Source organism: Mannheimia sp., from assembly GCF_056854775.1.
Genome location: NZ_JBXGGI010000105.1, coordinates 1 through 16,370, shown reverse-complemented (window position 1 = coordinate 16,370; position 16,370 = coordinate 1). Strand labels below are relative to the sequence as shown.

The window sequence follows — 16,370 nt, the reverse complement described above, 5'->3', positions numbered from 1 at the left end:
GAAGAAGCCGCTTATACCTTGCGTTCTAATCGCTATCAAGCCTTCTTTAACATTATTTTCCCGTTACTCAAGCCTGCTCTGGCTAACTCATTCTTGGTAGTCGCCATTCAATCTCTTGCCGATTTCAGTACCCCATTAGTTTTAGGTGGCAGTTTTGATGTGATCGCTACTCAAATCTACTTCTATATTGCTGGCTCGCAACTTGATTATGCCTCCGCAAGCACACTTGGGGCGATTTTACTGGTGTTCTCGCTTGCGATTTTCGTGATCCAATATCTCTGGATCGGCAACCGCTCTTATGTAACTGTATCAGGAAAATCTTATCGTGGCGATGTGCAAGATTTACCAAGCGGTATGAAATGGCTCATTATTTGCACATTGTTGTTCTGGGGAACGTTCAACTTGGTGCTCTACGGCAGCATTTTCTACGGCAGTTTTACTGTGAACTGGGGCGTGGATTACACCTTAACGCTTGATAACTACATCAAGCTGTTCGGGCAAGGCTTTAGCGATGGCGGTTTCCCATCACTCATTCAAACCGTGTTGTTCGCCGCTGCTGCCGCTCCAATTACCGCTCTGTTTGGTTTGTTGATTGCTTATGTTACGGTTCGCCGTGATTTCAAAGGCAAAAAAACGTTGGAATTTCTAACTTTACTTTGCTTTGCCGTGCCGGGAACGGTAGCCGGGGTGTCTTACATTCTCGCCTTCAACGATTCACCGATTTATTTAACAGGTACAGGTATGATTATTATCCTCTCAATGGTAATGCGAAATATGCCTGTGGGTATGCGTGCCGCCATTGCCGGTTTAGGGCAACTGGACAAATCGTTAGATGAAGCCTCCCTTTCGCTAAAAGCCGGCTCATTTAAAACAATGTTGTTTGTGGTGTTACCGCTCCTCAAGCCAGCCTTGCTTTCCGCTTTAGTAACCAGCTTCGTGCGGGCAATGACTACCGTGAGTGCAATTGTATTCTTAGTTACTGCTGATACGCGTGTTGCAACCTCTTATATTCTCAACCGAGTAGAGGATGGCGAATACGGTATTGCGATTGCTTACGGCTCAATTTTGATTGTTGTGATGATGGCGATTATTTTGATTTTCGATTGGATCGTCGGCGATACACGTATTGCTCGCTCTAAGGCAAAGAAAATGTAAAAAGACATCTACTCTCTCCCTTTATGGGAGAGAGACAGAAAAATACTTCGTTCAGAAGTATTTTTCAGAGAGAGGGATATAATTAAAAGGACAAAATATGAATAACGATTTCTTAGTATTAAAAAATGTAACTAAATCTTTCGGCAAAGCAACTGTTATCAATAATCTCAACCTCAGCATTCCAAAAGGCAAAATGATTACCCTGCTTGGACCTTCAGGCTGTGGAAAAACCACCGTACTACGTTTAGTCGCAGGTCTAGAAAGCCCGACTTCTGGGCAAATTTTTATTGATGGCGAAGATGTTACCCAAAGCTCAATCCAGAACCGTGATATCTGTATTGTATTCCAATCCTATGCACTCTTTCCGCATATGTCGATTGGCGATAATGTCGGCTATGGCTTAAAAATGCAAGGGGTGCCGAAAGAAGAACGATTACAACGTGTGAAAGAGGCGTTGGAATTGGTCGATTTAGCGGGGTTTGAAGACCGTTTTGTCGATCAGATTTCAGGCGGACAACAGCAACGAGTGGCTCTGGCACGTGCGTTAATTCTAAAACCAAAGGTACTTTTATTTGATGAACCATTAAGTAACTTAGATGCTAACCTTCGCCGTTCAATGCGAGAAAAAATCCGTGAATTACAGCAACGCCTGAATATTACTTCACTTTATGTTACTCACGACCAATCGGAAGCCTTTGCGGTGTCTGACCAAGTAATTGTGATGGATAAAGGAATTATCAAACAGCAAGATACGGCAAAAAATCTCTATTTACAGCCAAACTCGCTATTCCTTGCTAACTTTATGGGCGAATCAACCATTCTGCCGGCGAAGAAATTGGATGACCAAATCCAAATTGGCAATTTCAGTTTTATTCTTGCTAATTCAGCTCGCTTCAATGTACCGAACGGCGACTGCTTGGTCGGTATCCGCCCAGAAGCAATCCGCTTGCAGGCTGATGGTGAAGAAAATCAACGTTGCCAAATCAAACACGCGGTTTATATGGGTGCTCATTGGGAAATTGCAGTGGAGTGGCAAGGCAAAGAGCTGATGGTAAACCTCAACCCTGATCAATATAATGAAAACCAAGCGGAATATTATATTCACTTAAGCCAAAATGGTATTTTCTTGTTAAATCAAGAATAGCCCTAAACACAAGCGGTCTGATTTGCAAAAAAATTTACTAATCAGACCGCTTGCTATTTAAAAAGCATTAATTATTTCTGTTTTTTTAAAAACTCAACGGCAGTATCTGGGAAGTCGGTAAATACACCCGTTGCCCCTGCTTTATTCAATAGTGCGTCATACATTTGATCTACATTTTCAAAGAATGGAGCTAACGCATCTTTACGCACAGTGTAAGGGTGAATTTCTAACTTATGTTTAGCCAACTCTTTTACAAGCGGGGTATATTTAATATCTCCTACTTTTGAGTTTTTATCGTCAATCAACATATACCAGCCCGGACCTACGCCATCAGCATATTTTGCCACTTCCGCCATCGCTCCTTCTTTGAACATCCAGTCGTAGTCGTAGTTAATCCATTTGCCGTCTTTGTCTTTCTCTTCGGTCTCAAACCAATCGGTGTACGCCACAAGTTGTACTAATTTCACATCCATACCAAGCTGAGGAAGTAATTCGGTTTTAATCCGTTTTAACTCATTGAAATCGAAAGTTTGTAGATAAACTGGAGATGATTTTTTATCGTAGCCATATTTTTTCAACACTTTCAACGTTTCTAACGCAATGTCTTTACCTTCCTTGTGGTGTAACCAAGGTGCTTTAATTTCTGGATAGATCCCAATTTTCTTACCCGTTGATTTTTCTAAGCCTTGAATAAACTCAATTTCTTCTTCAAACGTATGAATTTTAAAATTGGACTGCCAAAGTGGGAAACGTTTTGGATAAACTTGAACCTGCTTACCATCTTCAATTTTGAAGTTTTCACTCATTTCCAGTGTGCGAATTTCTTCTAAGGTGAAATCTGCTACATAGTAACGCCCATCTTCACGCTTACGTTCCGGAAATTTTTTCGCTACATCGGTTAAGCCATCTAAGAAATGGTCGTGGATCACAATAATATGATTATCTTTCGTCATTGCAAGATCTTGCTCTAAATAGTCCGCTTGTTGCCCGAATGCAAGTGCCTTAGACTCTAAAGTATGCTCAGGTAAATAACCACTTGCACCACGATGAGCAATAACTAACTTATCCGATTGTTGTGCATAAGCACTCAATGTCGCTGCTGATAATGCTAATGCCGCAACTAATGTTTTGAATTGAAATTTCATAGAATTACCTCATTGTGTTAAAAATAAAGGAAGAACATTTCTGCTCTTCCTTTTGCTAATAGATTAACGACTATTTACCGTAGTGGTCGCCTAATTTTGCTTTGTGTTTACCTTCTTCAATCATCACGATAAACATCAGTAATACTGCCAACACACCACCTGTAATCATCACATAGAAGCCACCGTCCCAGCCAAATTCGTGGGCTGCCCAACCTACTACCGCAGATGCAGAAACTGTACCACCTAAGTAACCGAATAAACCGGTGAAACCTGCTGATGTGCCCGCGGCTTTTTTCGGTGCTAATTCAAGAGCGTGTAAACCGATAAGCATTACAGGACCGTAAATTAAGAAACCGATAGTCGTCATTAAGATGAAGTCCATTAACTGATATGGGTTTTCATACCACGCTTTGCCTGCATATTGAGCCAGCTCCGCCTCAGGTGTTGCTGGGTTCAACCATAATGCAACAACCGCTGCGGTGGTTAAAATCATAAATACGAAACCGGTTAAACCACGTTTACCTTTGAAGATCTTATCTGACACCCAACCACATAATAACGTGCCAGGAATCGCTGCAAGCTCATAAATAATGTACGCAGACGCAGTACCTTTAATGTTGAAATGTTTCACTTCACCTAAATAAACTGGAGACCATTTCAATACACCATAACGAATTAAGTAAACGAATACGTTCGCAATTGCGATGTACCACAAGAGTTTATTTTTTAATACATAAGTGAATAAAATCTCTTTGGTGGTTAATTCGGTTTCAGATTTTTTCTCATCATAATCATCCGGATAGTCGTTACGCCATTTTTCAACCGGTGGTAAACCGCAAGATTGAGGCGTGTCTTTCATCATAAAATAGATTGGAATCGCCGCAATCATTGCTGCAATACCCGGATAGTATAAGGCTTGTTGCCAAATATCTTTTGCGGTTGCTTCAACACCATATGTGTTGTAGAAAATTGCACCGGCTAAAATCACCATTAAGCCCGGTACCATACCACCCACGTTGTGAGCACAGTTCCAAATAGAAACGATAGTACCGCGTTCAGATTTAGACCACCAGTGAACCATCGTACGACCACACGGAGGCCAACCCATACCTTGGAACCAACCGTTTAAGAAGATCATCACGAACATTACCGCAATGCCTGAAGTTGCCCACGGCATCAAGCCCATCATAGTCATACATAAACCGGACAGTAATAAACCGAACGGTAAAAAGACTTTCGGATTTGAGCGGTCTGACATCCACGCCATCACAAATTTTGATAAACCGTACGCTAAACCGGCACCGGTACCGATGATACCGAGTTCCGCTTTGTTGTATAAACCGGCTTCAATTAAACCTTTTTGTGCTAAGTCGAAGTTAGCACGCACAAAATAATAAGCGGCATAGCCGAAAAAAATACCTGCAAACACTTGCCAACGTAAGAATTTGTATCTTGCATCAACTTTGTCCGCCGGCAACTCCGCAATATGCGGAGCGGGTTTAAATGGACCAAACATTTTTATTCTCCAATATAATTATTAAGTAATACCTATTCTTAGGTCGGTCAATAATATCTGAAAATAACAAATGACAAAGTTATTTTTTGCAAAAGTGTGATTTATTTCACAAAATTTTCACTTTAAATCATTTTAAATTTTCGAAAATACGCATTTTGTTCTTGTATATCTAATCTAACTACTTATAAAAAAGCCACTTTACACAACTGAAAAAGCAGTAACTTACGATTTAAATTCAATAATTTTGTGATATAGATCTGATTTTCGAACAAATCTATTTGAACTCATTTTATTTTCGTTTATGCTAATAAAGTTTAAATTAAGTTCAAATTCGAGCAATTAGCATCGAACAAAAGGAGCAAAAAATGCAAAGAAATCAACAACTCGCTCAAGTGCAACAAACGCAAAAATGGGATTTCATTATTATTGGTGGCGGTGCAAGCGGTTTAGGTATTGCAGTAGATACCGCCTCTCGTGGCTATAAAACCTTATTGTTAGAAAGTCACGACTTCGCTAAAGGGACATCAAGCCGTAGTACTAAATTAGTACACGGTGGTGTGCGTTATTTAGCCAATGGCGATGTCGCATTAGTAAGAGAGGCATTGCGTGAACGTGGTCGCTTAGCTAAAAATGCGGCTCACCTCTTTAAAAACCAAAGTTTCATTATTCCAAATTACACCCTTAAAGATTGTTTAATGTACCGTGTTGGTTTAGGAATGTACGATATGCTTTCAGGCAATCTCAGTTTAGGTAAAACCCAAAACATTGATAAAGCTGAAGCAAAAAGACGTTTACCAACATTAAACGATTTGGGTTTGCGTGCAGGAACAGTTTATCAAGACGGACAATTTGATGATGCTCGTTTAGCCGTAAATATGGCTCAAACAGTGGTAGAACAAGGCGGAACAGTGCTAAACCACGCTAAAGTAACGTCATTGCACAAAACACCACAGGGCAAAATTGATGGCGTAACTTTCTACGATGAGCTAAACCAACAAGAGCATACAGTATTTGGTACAGCAGTGATTAATGCAACCGGCGTATTTATGAATGATATTTTAAGTATGGATCACGGCAGCCCGAAAAAATTCGTTGTGCCAAGTCAAGGGATTCACTTAGTGTTAGATAAATCATTCTTACCAAGTAATGATGCATTAATGATTCCTAAAACCTCAGACGGTCGTGTGCTATTCGCTGTGCCTTGGCACGATGTGCTAGTCGTAGGCACAACGGATACGTTAATCGAACACCCATCTTACGAACCTATTCCGTTAGAACAAGAGGTAAACTTTATTTTAACTACTGCTGGGCAATATCTGACAAAAAAACCAACCCGAGATGATGTAAAAGCCGTATTCGCAGGACAACGCCCGCTTGCTGCACCTGAAAAAGAAGGTCAAAGCACGAAAGAGGTTTCTCGTAGCCATAAAGTTTTAACCGACCCGACTAGTGGCTTGGTTACTATCACAGGTGGTAAATGGACAACTTATCGCCAAATGGCAGAAGATACGGTGGAAGAAGCATTAAAAGTTCACCCACAATTAGGCAACAAACCTTGTAGAACGGTCGATTTATCTATTCACGGTAATATTCCAGCAGAATTAGTTAATTTACAAGATCATCTCTACGTTTATGGTTCAGACATTCCGGAACTACGAGGCTTAATGACCGCTTACCCTGAATATGCGGAAAAACTCCACCCAAGATTGGATTACACTGTGGCTGAAGTGATTTGGGCGGTTCGTAATGAGATGGCTCAAACAGTAGAAGATGTATTAGCACGCCGCGTTCGCTTACTCTTTACTGATGCAAGAGCTGCAATTGACAGTGCAGCTAAAGTTGCTGCAATTATGGCGAAAGAAATGGGTAAAGATGAAGTGTGGCAACAAGCCCAAGTATCTCAATTCCTTGAAGTGGCAAAACACTACTTACTTGTGGATTACCAACCGCAAAATTAATCACAAGCGGTCATATTTTTCATAAAAATTACAAAAAAATAGCGAACTTAATGTTCGCTATTTTTATTTCAATACTTTAGCCTTTGTAAACCGGCAACATCTCAAACATTGCAAGGAAGTGGAATACCGCCACCAATACACCAAACAGGATAACCGCACCAATCAATAGATTGCCACCACCCACTTTAAATCCCTCTTGCAAACCTTGCTGGCGAACTTTATAAACCAACACAGCAGGGATAATACACGTCCAAATCGTTGCTACTGCCCCTGCATACCCAATCGCCGTCACAAAACCGAATGGGAACAGAATAGAGAGTACCAACGGCGGCAAGAAAGTAACAAGATAACTTTTAGTTCTGCCTGCTTTGTCATTTTGGAAACCAAAGAAGTCTGCCAAAAAATCAAACACGCCCAACCCCACACCGATAAATGAGGATAAAATTGCCGCCATCGAAAACGCATTCAATGAGTGTTTGACTGACGCTGAATCAACCACACCACCTAAGATTTTCAACAACACATCCACATTGCCACCACTTTCAATAATAGGGGCAAATTGATCTCGTGGTAAATTACCGAAAATACTTACCACCCAAACAAAGTAAAGCAGGAATGAAATTAAAGTACCATAGAAAATTGCTTTTGCCGCTTTTTTCTCCTCACCGTAGTAAGCTCGCATTGATGACACTGAGTGATGATAACCAAAGGAAGTTAATGCTACAGGTAACATCATCATCGCATATTTAAAGTAGCCTGAATCATTGGTGGATTGGGTGTCAAACAACGTATCAAGACTGATATTTGCCGTTAATCCAAAAATACTAAATGCAAAGCTCAGCACCATAAAGACGATTAGAATAACCGAAATTCTGTCCACCGCACGAGTTGAATGCCAGACAAAAGCCCCAAACACCAACACAAACAACGCTGAGGCGACTTTGCTATTTAGTCCCAGAAGCTCTTGTAAAATCAAACCGGAAGAGGTGATATACGCATAAAGTAAAATCCCACCAACAAAATAGACTGCTAAGTTATTAATCATATTAACTTGGCAGCCTAATACATCTTTGGTAACTGTATTAAACGAAGCTCGTAAATCATACTTTCTATAGGCTTCTAAAAGCATAAAACCAGAAAGCATCATCACTGACATAGTTAGCAACAACACTAATATTGTCCAGATTGTCCAAGCCCCTGAGCCGGCACTGGGAAGTCCTAGCATTCCTGCTCCGACACACACGCTGGCAATAATACACGCTCCGCCAAAAACAGAAGGTTGTTTTTTCATAAGGAACTCCTTATTGAATATTATTTGGCTACCCCTTCCTTAGCAGGGGTAGCTATTCGTGTAGTTATTCCACTTCTTTTAATAACGCGGTGAAATGTCTTAACACTTTCGGTTCATAGGTAAAAGTCAGCCCTTTGATATTTGCAGCATTTTCTTTCACTTTTTGGAACGCTTCAATAATAAAATCCATATGAGTTTGGGTATAAGTTGCACGCGGAATCGTTAAACGTAGTAACTCCGCAGGGCAAGGCAGTTGTTTGCCCGTTTTCGGGTCGCGTCCGAGCAGGAACGAGCCGATTTCCACCGCACGAATACCTGCTACTTTATACAATTCACAGGCAAGAGCTTGTGCCGGGAACTGCTCTGGTGGGATATGTGGCAACAGTTTGCCTGCATCCACGAACGCCGCGTGCCCGCCAGCTTGTTGGCAAACCACACCGATCGCTTCCAAACCATCCACTAAATATTGCACTTGATTGATGCGATATGCTAACCAATCTTGACGCATACCATCACGCAGCCCGACGGCTAAACGCTCCATAGCACCGCCTTCTAAACCGCCGTAGGTTGGGAAACCTTCCTGCACTACACAAAGCGTGCGGCATTCAGTATAAACGTCGAACCATTTATCATCTTTAAAGCAGAGCAAACCGCCCATCTGTACCATCGCATCTTTTTTCGCCGACATCGCCAACATATCAGCATATTTATAGCTTTCAAAGGTAATCTGCTCAATCGTCCAATCTTTGTAGGCTTCTTCACGCTGCTGAATAAAGTAGGCATTTTCGGCAAAGCGGGCAGAATCCATCACTACAGGGATATCATATTTCTGGGCAATCGCATACATACCTTTCATATTTTCAATTGAAACAGGCTGACCACCCGCAGAGTTACAAGTAATGGTACAAACAATATACGGTACGTTTTTCGGTTCAGCTTCTAAAATCGTTTTTTCGAGCTGTTCTAAGTCAAAATTACCTTTGAAATCGCTACGCACGCCGGTATCAAATGCCTCTTTGGTATAAGTATTTTTCACCGTACAACCGTTTATTTGACTATGCCCTTGCGTGGTATCAAAGAAATAGTTGGAGATCACCACCATTTTGCTACGATCTAAGCCCTTTTCCTGCTCACGCTTTTTGATCAACACAGGAATATAGATCTGCTCCGCACCTCGCCCTTGGTGGGTTGGAATGGTATATTGATAGCCAAAAATCTCTTTCACAGCATTCGCCAACGCATAGTAGCTACGACTACCACTATAAGCTTCATCACCACGTAGCATTGCAGCTTGCATATCTTGAGTAATTGCCCCCGTACCACTGTCGGTCAGCAAATCAATAAAAACATCATCGCTGTCTAATAAAAATGGATTCATTCCGGCTTTTAAAATCGCTTGATCACGATATTCACGTGTAGTGCGTTTAACAGGTTCAATAACACGAATACGGAACGGTTCAGGTAAATGTTTAAAATTTTGCATAAAGAATCCCTTACTAACCTTAGTTAGCAAAAATAAAAATAGAAAGATTGATTAAAAATAAAAGAAGAACCAATTGATTGAATTAGCAGGAGATTAAGGGAAAGAAAAAGGAGAGCTTATGATCGAGATTAAACCATCGACTTAATACACTTTTGAGAAATTTCATAATATGTTCCTCCATAATATGTTTCTCAAGGGTTGGTAGAAAATAGTGATAGATAATGGTTGGATAAGTATATAGAAAGTAAAGCTTTTATCATCTCCTAAATATCAAAAATGTGATCTAATTCACAACATTTACATCAGAAATGAAATTAATGCAAATAAAAACAAGCGGTCAATTTTGCAAAAAAAGTTGTAAAATTGACCGCTTGTATCTTGATTATCGTCTATTTTGCTTCTGCTTCAATAAAAACAGAGCAATTAATCCCAATGCGGAATAACCAACTCCTTTAGTTTTCAGGAATTTCTTCAACATAAACTCTAATACTGCCGTTGTTGCAACAGGAGACGAAATAAGCGATAAGCCCGTATTTCTCGCTTGTTTAAAGGGTTGAACAATATCATTTTTAGTTTTTTTGGTTTCCGCTTTAAAACGCATTCTCAGAGCATTGCCTTTCATTATCAACAATTCTTTCTCGGTTAGTTTTAAATCTTCCATTTTATTACTCCCCATTATTATCCCTAAAAGTATCTTTAAAAGTTAATGCACTTTTAAATGCGGCAATATCTAATTTCAGTTCATCTAATGTGCTTTGCATAAAACTGGTTTGTTTTTTCAATGAAGCTATAATTCCCCAAACAAAGAGTAAAACTAACACTAAACTTATGCCTGAAATAGCAAAAAATGCTACTACTTTATATTCTGGTAATAAATAATTATCTAAAGCAAATAATAAACTAATAAATGAAAATAATAAAAATATAAAGACTAATAATGCTAAAACCAAAACAGAAATTAATTGATTTTTTTGTTCATTAATTTCCAACCTTGCCATTTCACCACGAACTTGAATTATCTCTAATAAAGTAACAAGACTATTTCTAAATCCGGATTTAATATTATCTAACATATCACATTCCTTGTATTAAACAATAAGCCACACCAAAAGGCGTGGCTTAATTATCTAATTAAAACATTTTAATTAATTTAAAGAAAATTATTATCTTCTTGCAACTAAAACACCTAATAATAATCCAACCACACCGGCAACAGTAATTGCTTTATATGGATTATCGTGCACTAAGGTATCTGTTTGTTTTGCAACGTTTTTAGCACTCTCAACAGTATCGTCTTTTAATGTAGCGAAACGATATTTAACATCATCAAACTGTTCAGATAATCTGTGTTTTAATTTTTTATATTCTTCTGTAGATGAATCTGATGTTTCGTTAAATAATTCTTCTGCATTTTTTAAGATTTCACGAATTTCATTCGTTAATTCTTCACGTTTTGCATCTAAACTCTTAGCCATAATTACTCTCCTTAATATTTAGTGAATATGACATAAAACATAATTCATTTATGCTTCACTATTTAAAATACAGACCCTATACACCGATGTCAACCTTTATTTTTAAGCTTTATTTAATTTAATTTGAAAATTAAATAAACCACAAGCAGTCATAATTTGCAATTTTTTTACAAAATATGACTGTTATTATTTTCTGTTATAGAAATTATAGGCATTGTCAATAGTATCAAAGGTATGCATAATCCCCTCTTCTAAAACCATTGCTGAATCACAATATTCTTTGATAGAGGCAGGGCTATGGGAGACTAAAATGAGTGAGCGATCCTTGCGTTTTTCAAATAGTTCGTGCTTACATTTTGCTGCAAATCGAGAATCCCCTACCGCAATAACCTCATCAATCAAGTAGCAATCAAATTCAATTGAAAGTGATAAAGCAAAAGCAAGTCTTGCTTTCATACCGGATGAGTAGCTTTTTACCGGCTCATATAAGTATTCGCCTAGTTCAGAAAATTCTTCCGTAAAGGATTTTACATAATCAAAATCTGCACCATAAATTCTACTTACAAACCGTAGATTATCCATTCCGGTTAAACTTCCTTGAAATGCACCACTAAATGCCAAGGGCCAAGAGATAGACATTTGACGATCAATTTCACCTGTTGTTGGTGGTTCTACACCACTCATTAAGCGAATTAGTGTTGATTTCCCTGCCCCATTTCTACCTAAAATACCGACTTTTTCGCCTTTTTTCAGCTCAAAATTGATATCTTTTAATACAGTTTTCCAACCACTATTTGTTCGATATCGCTTACTTACATTTTTAACACTAATCATCTAGGTTCGATTCCTTTACGAAAACTTCTTACTAAAAGTAAACCAATGAAGATAAGAATTAGATCACTTACAATAATATAACTTATACTTTCATAAGTTATTACTATTTCTCCAAAATAACCGTGCCTAAACATTTCCGTACCGTGAATCATCGGAAATAAAAGAGCAATTTCTTGAGCTTTAGGCGGTAAATTATGGACAAAAAAGAATGCACCTGAAAGAGGCAATAATATGAAACTTATTGTCCCCCAAATTTTACCAAAAGGCTCTATATAATGAGCTAAAGCACAAATAATTAACCCTAATCCTAATGCAAAAAACGCCATTAATACCCAAGCACAAAGCATATAAAATATATCGTGTGGTATATCAATCCAACCTATGGCTATAAATATTGCTACCAATATTATTTGAGCAATAGATGCTCCGGCTACTTCAAGTAAAACACGCGTGAATATCGTATCTAAAACTTTCACATTTCTATGATAAAGTAAACTTAAATTAGCCGATATTGCACCTTTAGCTCTATTAGAGGCATTTCGCCACATCATAGCAATGGGGTAGCCTGTTATCATAAAAGCAATAATATTAAGCGTTGAAAACTTATCTGCTTTTATATATTTCCAAGCGACAGCAATCAATAATGTTAATAATAAGGGCTCGACAAAAAGCCACAAAAAACCAATATTTTTACGTCCATAGCGAGTGATTAGCTCCCTCATTAAGAGGGCGTGAATCACTCTTTTTTGAATAACGCAAGAACGTTTAAACGTTGTATTATCACCATATCGCATTAGTTTTTATGCTCTTTGATACTTGCAACCAACAAACTTAATACCCCAAATAGAATTAAGCCGATAAAGAAAGTCGCAATAATATTATAAATTCGGTAGGGTTCTAATGCCCAGTCCGGCTTGCTTGGTTTACCAATCACCTCTAAATAGAGTTGCTGACGATCAGCTTCACCACGCGTATTTTGTAATGAGGTCATTGCTGCGGAAAGTTGTTGCTGAGCAAGCTCATTTGCTAATACTAAACGTTGATATTCTGCTGTTTGAGTTGCAACAGAAGTACTTCCACCGGAAAGTTGTTTTGATTGTTCATCAATTTCTTTTCTCAAACTCTTTTGTCTTGTTTGTAGTGCTGCAACTTGAGGATTCTCCGGTGTAATAGATTGCAGTTGTGCTAACTGAGTTTCAACGCGGATTAATTCGCTTTTTAAAGTTGAAATTAACGAAAGTTGAACTCCTGACTGAGCAGGTAAATCATAAATTTTATTTTTTGTACGGTACTGGCTTAATGCTAGGGCTGTATCACTCACATTTTTTTCAGCGTCTTGAACTGACTGTTCCGCAAACTCAACAGTATCCTTTCTAGCTCGCTCATTTAAACGATTAATTAAATCCTCACCTTGTCTGAGAAGATTTTCATTAATTTGTTGCCCTTCTTCAGCATTAAAGGCTCGAACGCGTAAAGTAGCAATGCCAGAAATTGCATCAACATCAATATTAAGACGCTCTCTAAAATAACGATAAAATGCTTCTTGTGAATCATTTAAACCCAAACCATTAAAACGGCTTAAAATATCACCTTGTGTGCTATAAAAGCTTTTTACAGGTAATTCCGTTTCAAGCTGCTCCAACGCAGTACGCGAACGCATATATTCTTGTACAGAATAAGTATCATCTTGTGAACGAGAAAAGCCGGAGTTTTGTAATATCGCTCCCACACCGGTTAAGCTAGATTGATTACGAGGAGAACGTACAACAAAACTTGATTCTGAAACATAAATATCAGAAGCAAATAACGTGTAATAGATACTCGCACAAGCTGTTGGAATAATTACTGTTAGCCAAAGTAATGGATTGGCTAAAAAACTTTTTTTCTTTTTCGACATAATGTCCTCAATAAATAGCTTACAAGCGGTTATTTTTTTAGATTTTTTTGCAAATATATTTTTAATCAATAATTAAAAAGTTCTGATCGTATTCGCTGTACCTGTAATTGGCGATGTAATCGAGAAAATCATTCTCAAGAATTTTTGGAATTCAGACAGTGGTGCATTTGATACATAAACGATATCTTTATCCTGAACAGGAAAACGCTGTAATAAAAACATCGATTGTGGCTCAAGTAAATTTACTTGATAAACCGTTGGTACATCCATTCCTTCTGTATAACCTTTTTCACGCCATAAAGACTGATCGTTATAATCTAATTGTGTAAATGGAATATGGCGGAATACAAAAACACCTCGGGGGTCTGAACGCTCATCAATTAAACCACCCATTTTACCGATAGCCTCGGCTAAAGTGATTCCTTTACTTGAAAAACGCACCTGCTGATTATTACCCACTGCCCCTAATCCGGTAAAGCTATAAGGCGTGTTCATTAGAGCTACAACATCACCGGAACGCAACACAATATTTTGCGATGGATCTGCAATTAATGTTTCAAATGCCATAGAACGCACTTTATTTCCACGTGTTAAACGAACAGTTACATCTTCAATATTTTCACTTGTACCGCCTACTGCTGCAACTGCATCTAAAATGCGTTCATTATTCGCACTTAACGGCATACGGATACTATTACCTTGACGAACCACTGTTACATCAGATGATAAATTACTCGCAATGCGTACTAAAGCTTGGGGTTGATTTGCTTTACGGCTTAATGCCCCAACAATTTGGCTTTGCACAGCTTCCGGTGTTTTACCTGCCACTTTCATATTACCAATAAATGGTACTGTTATCGTCCCATTCTTATTAACCATTTGCGGAGGAAGTTGGGTTAAATGTCCACTTCCTTGCCCTTCAGTACTAAATGTTCCACCGAATAAAACCGCAGGCGGAGCTTCCCAAATAGAAATTTCCAATACATCACCTACATTGACTGTACCGGCATAACCACCGCCACCCATTGAGCCATCAAAACCCGAAAAACGTTGGGCTTGTTGGGCTTGGTATAAATTCTGTGCAGTAATATTATCTAGTTTGATTAGATTAACTTCGGGTAGGTTTGCTTCAGATGTTCTCTCGTTTGCCTCTAACACCTTACTATAACTAGGACCTGATGTGGGTAAGCTAGAGCAGGCTGACAGAAGGGCTAAAGCAGCAAAGGTAAAAAAACGTTGATTTTTCATTAGATTAGAAGCCTCTTTTTTATAAACCTAAATATTATATCATTTATACTATTTGATTCGTATAGTTTTGAATATAAAAACAAGCAACATTTACATATCTTTAACATTTTTATATGTATTTAAATTTTAATTTATGGTATGCTGAAGTAGGTTTTTTATTTAGGCTGATTAGAATGAAACGTACATTTAAAAAATTTATTAAACTATTTTTTAATCCCATAAAATTTTTCAAAGATTCTTGGTTATTCAAATCTAACTTTTTAGATGATGGAAAAAAAATAAAAAATCTCTTTGTAATATCTCATTTAGGGCAACTTGCTCAGGTGGAATCATTAATCAAAAAAGAAGGGCTTTTAAATTGTGCTTTAGTTATTCTTTATACTAAAAAAAACAAGAAAATGCCTGAATTAACAAAGAAAAACACTAATAAATCTTTATTTAAGTGCATATATCTTTTGGAAATCCCTACATATCCAAACAGAATAGAAATAAAAAAATTAGTTAGAATGAATAACTCCTATCAGAAAATGATAGATAAAATCAAGCCTAATAAGTTATTTGTATTTAGTTTTGAAAAGCATTATGGATTATTACTATCTTATGCAGAAAAGAAAAATATTTCTATTAATTTAATAGAAGAAGGAACTGCCACTTATAAATATGATAATGTTGATGAAGCAAATAGAAAAATTTATTCTACATTGAGTCGAAAAGAAAAATTTAAAGCTATGTGGATAAAGTTATTACCTATGTTAAAAGAGCTTCGCCCAACTTTATCTATATATAATCGTTTCCATACAGTTTATTGTATGGAAAGTAAGGTTTTAGAAAAAGTATTTATAGCTAAAAAATACACTCATTTTTTCTTATATGAAGATATTAAACCGGATTCCATTACACTAGACATACAAAATAAATATCAAATATCTAATCAAGATATCATCTTCCTGAATCAGCGTTATCCATTTCCTGCTGATATTTATGCAATGAATTTAATTAATATTTTAAAAACACAGAAGCCAGTTAATGGGAAAGTATTTTTGAAGTTACATCCTAAGGATACAGATGAATTTAAATTGGCTTTAAAAAATGAAATAAGCCAACAACGATTTAGTGAGCATTTTATATTGATAGAAGAAAGTGATTTTCTTGTAGAAAAATTAATTCATTTAAGTATGCCAAAACAAACTATGGCATTAACTTCTACTGGTCTAGTTTATTCAT

General features: G+C 37.6%; 16 protein-coding genes. 4 read left to right on the top strand and 12 right to left on the bottom strand.

Features of this window, described 5'->3' with window-relative positions; all coding sequences use genetic code 11:
• On the top strand, nucleotides 1-1,155 hold a 1,155-nt coding region (locus tag ACJHV0_RS07520; RefSeq protein ID WP_483133808.1), incomplete at its 5' end, for an ABC transporter permease.
• Nucleotides 1,156-1,252: 97 nt separating this feature from the next.
• Nucleotides 1,253-2,299 (top strand): ferric ABC transporter ATP-binding protein, encoded by a 1,047-nt coding sequence (gene fbpC / locus ACJHV0_RS07515; protein ID WP_025235042.1) that lies wholly within the window; start codon nucleotides 1,253-1,255, stop codon nucleotides 2,297-2,299.
• A gap of 71 nt (nucleotides 2,300-2,370) precedes the next feature.
• Here the strand turns inward: fbpC and glpQ are convergent, their stop codons facing one another.
• Together glpQ and glpT are read right to left on the bottom strand one after the other, a co-directional pair.
• Complete coding sequence (glpQ, locus tag ACJHV0_RS07510; RefSeq protein WP_483133807.1) at nucleotides 2,371-3,444, bottom strand: glycerophosphodiester phosphodiesterase; 1,074 nt, start codon at nucleotides 3,442-3,444, stop codon at nucleotides 2,371-2,373.
• 70 nt (nucleotides 3,445-3,514) lie between these two features.
• Nucleotides 3,515-4,960, bottom strand: a complete 1,446-nt coding sequence (gene glpT / locus ACJHV0_RS07505) for a glycerol-3-phosphate transporter (RefSeq protein ID WP_025247054.1) — start codon at nucleotides 4,958-4,960, stop codon at nucleotides 3,515-3,517.
• 365 nt (nucleotides 4,961-5,325) lie between these two features.
• Between glpT and ACJHV0_RS07500 the strand changes: the two genes are divergently transcribed.
• Nucleotides 5,326-6,918, top strand: coding sequence for a glycerol-3-phosphate dehydrogenase/oxidase (locus ACJHV0_RS07500; protein WP_025235039.1), 1,593 nt, complete (start codon nucleotides 5,326-5,328; stop codon nucleotides 6,916-6,918).
• 76 nt (nucleotides 6,919-6,994) lie between these two features.
• On the opposite strand, the gene ACJHV0_RS07495 is transcribed toward ACJHV0_RS07500, so the two are convergent.
• The 10 genes from ACJHV0_RS07495 to ACJHV0_RS07450 all read right to left on the bottom strand — a co-directional run bounded on the left by ACJHV0_RS07495 (nucleotide 6,995) and on the right by ACJHV0_RS07450 (nucleotide 15,146).
• Nucleotides 6,995-8,209 (bottom strand): aromatic amino acid transporter, encoded by a 1,215-nt coding sequence (locus tag ACJHV0_RS07495; RefSeq protein ID WP_283386592.1) that lies wholly within the window; start codon nucleotides 8,207-8,209, stop codon nucleotides 6,995-6,997.
• A gap of 64 nt (nucleotides 8,210-8,273) precedes the next feature.
• Complete coding sequence (gene tnaA / locus ACJHV0_RS07490) at nucleotides 8,274-9,692, bottom strand: tryptophanase (RefSeq protein WP_025235037.1); 1,419 nt, start codon at nucleotides 9,690-9,692, stop codon at nucleotides 8,274-8,276.
• Between the two features lie 82 nt (nucleotides 9,693-9,774).
• Nucleotides 9,775-9,858 (bottom strand): tryptophanase leader peptide, encoded by an 84-nt coding sequence (tnaC, locus tag ACJHV0_RS07485; RefSeq protein ID WP_428981785.1) that lies wholly within the window; start codon nucleotides 9,856-9,858, stop codon nucleotides 9,775-9,777.
• A gap of 216 nt (nucleotides 9,859-10,074) precedes the next feature.
• Nucleotides 10,075-10,353 (bottom strand): hypothetical protein, encoded by a 279-nt coding sequence (locus tag ACJHV0_RS07480; RefSeq protein WP_235068755.1) that lies wholly within the window; start codon nucleotides 10,351-10,353, stop codon nucleotides 10,075-10,077.
• 4 nt (nucleotides 10,354-10,357) lie between these two features.
• Nucleotides 10,358-10,765, bottom strand: a complete 408-nt coding sequence (locus ACJHV0_RS07475) for a phage holin family protein (protein ID WP_178218963.1) — start codon at nucleotides 10,763-10,765, stop codon at nucleotides 10,358-10,360.
• A 90-nt stretch (nucleotides 10,766-10,855) separates the two neighbouring features.
• On the bottom strand, nucleotides 10,856-11,167 hold the full coding sequence (locus ACJHV0_RS07470; protein ID WP_283386594.1) for an ElaB/YgaM/YqjD family protein: 312 nt from the start codon (nucleotides 11,165-11,167) through the stop codon (nucleotides 10,856-10,858).
• 186 nt (nucleotides 11,168-11,353) lie between these two features.
• Nucleotides 11,354-12,001, bottom strand: coding sequence for an ABC transporter ATP-binding protein (locus ACJHV0_RS07465; protein WP_025235033.1), 648 nt, complete (start codon nucleotides 11,999-12,001; stop codon nucleotides 11,354-11,356).
• Complete coding sequence (locus ACJHV0_RS07460) at nucleotides 11,998-12,795, bottom strand: ABC transporter permease (protein WP_283386595.1); 798 nt, start codon at nucleotides 12,793-12,795, stop codon at nucleotides 11,998-12,000. The genes ACJHV0_RS07465 and ACJHV0_RS07460 overlap by 4 nt, the downstream gene beginning before the upstream one ends.
• Nucleotides 12,795-13,898: a capsule biosynthesis protein gene (locus tag ACJHV0_RS07455; protein ID WP_025235031.1), complete on the bottom strand. Its 1,104-nt coding sequence runs from the start codon at nucleotides 13,896-13,898 to the stop codon at nucleotides 12,795-12,797. Before ACJHV0_RS07455 ends, ACJHV0_RS07460 begins: the two co-directional genes overlap by 1 nt.
• A gap of 72 nt (nucleotides 13,899-13,970) precedes the next feature.
• Nucleotides 13,971-15,146, bottom strand: a complete 1,176-nt coding sequence (locus tag ACJHV0_RS07450; protein ID WP_483133806.1) for a polysaccharide biosynthesis/export family protein — start codon at nucleotides 15,144-15,146, stop codon at nucleotides 13,971-13,973.
• Between the two features lie 173 nt (nucleotides 15,147-15,319).
• On the opposite strand from ACJHV0_RS07450, the gene ACJHV0_RS07445 reads away from it, so the two are divergent.
• Nucleotides 15,320-16,370, top strand: a 1,051-nt coding sequence (locus ACJHV0_RS07445) for an alpha-2,8-polysialyltransferase family protein (protein WP_483133805.1), incomplete at its 3' end; no start/stop codon positions are given.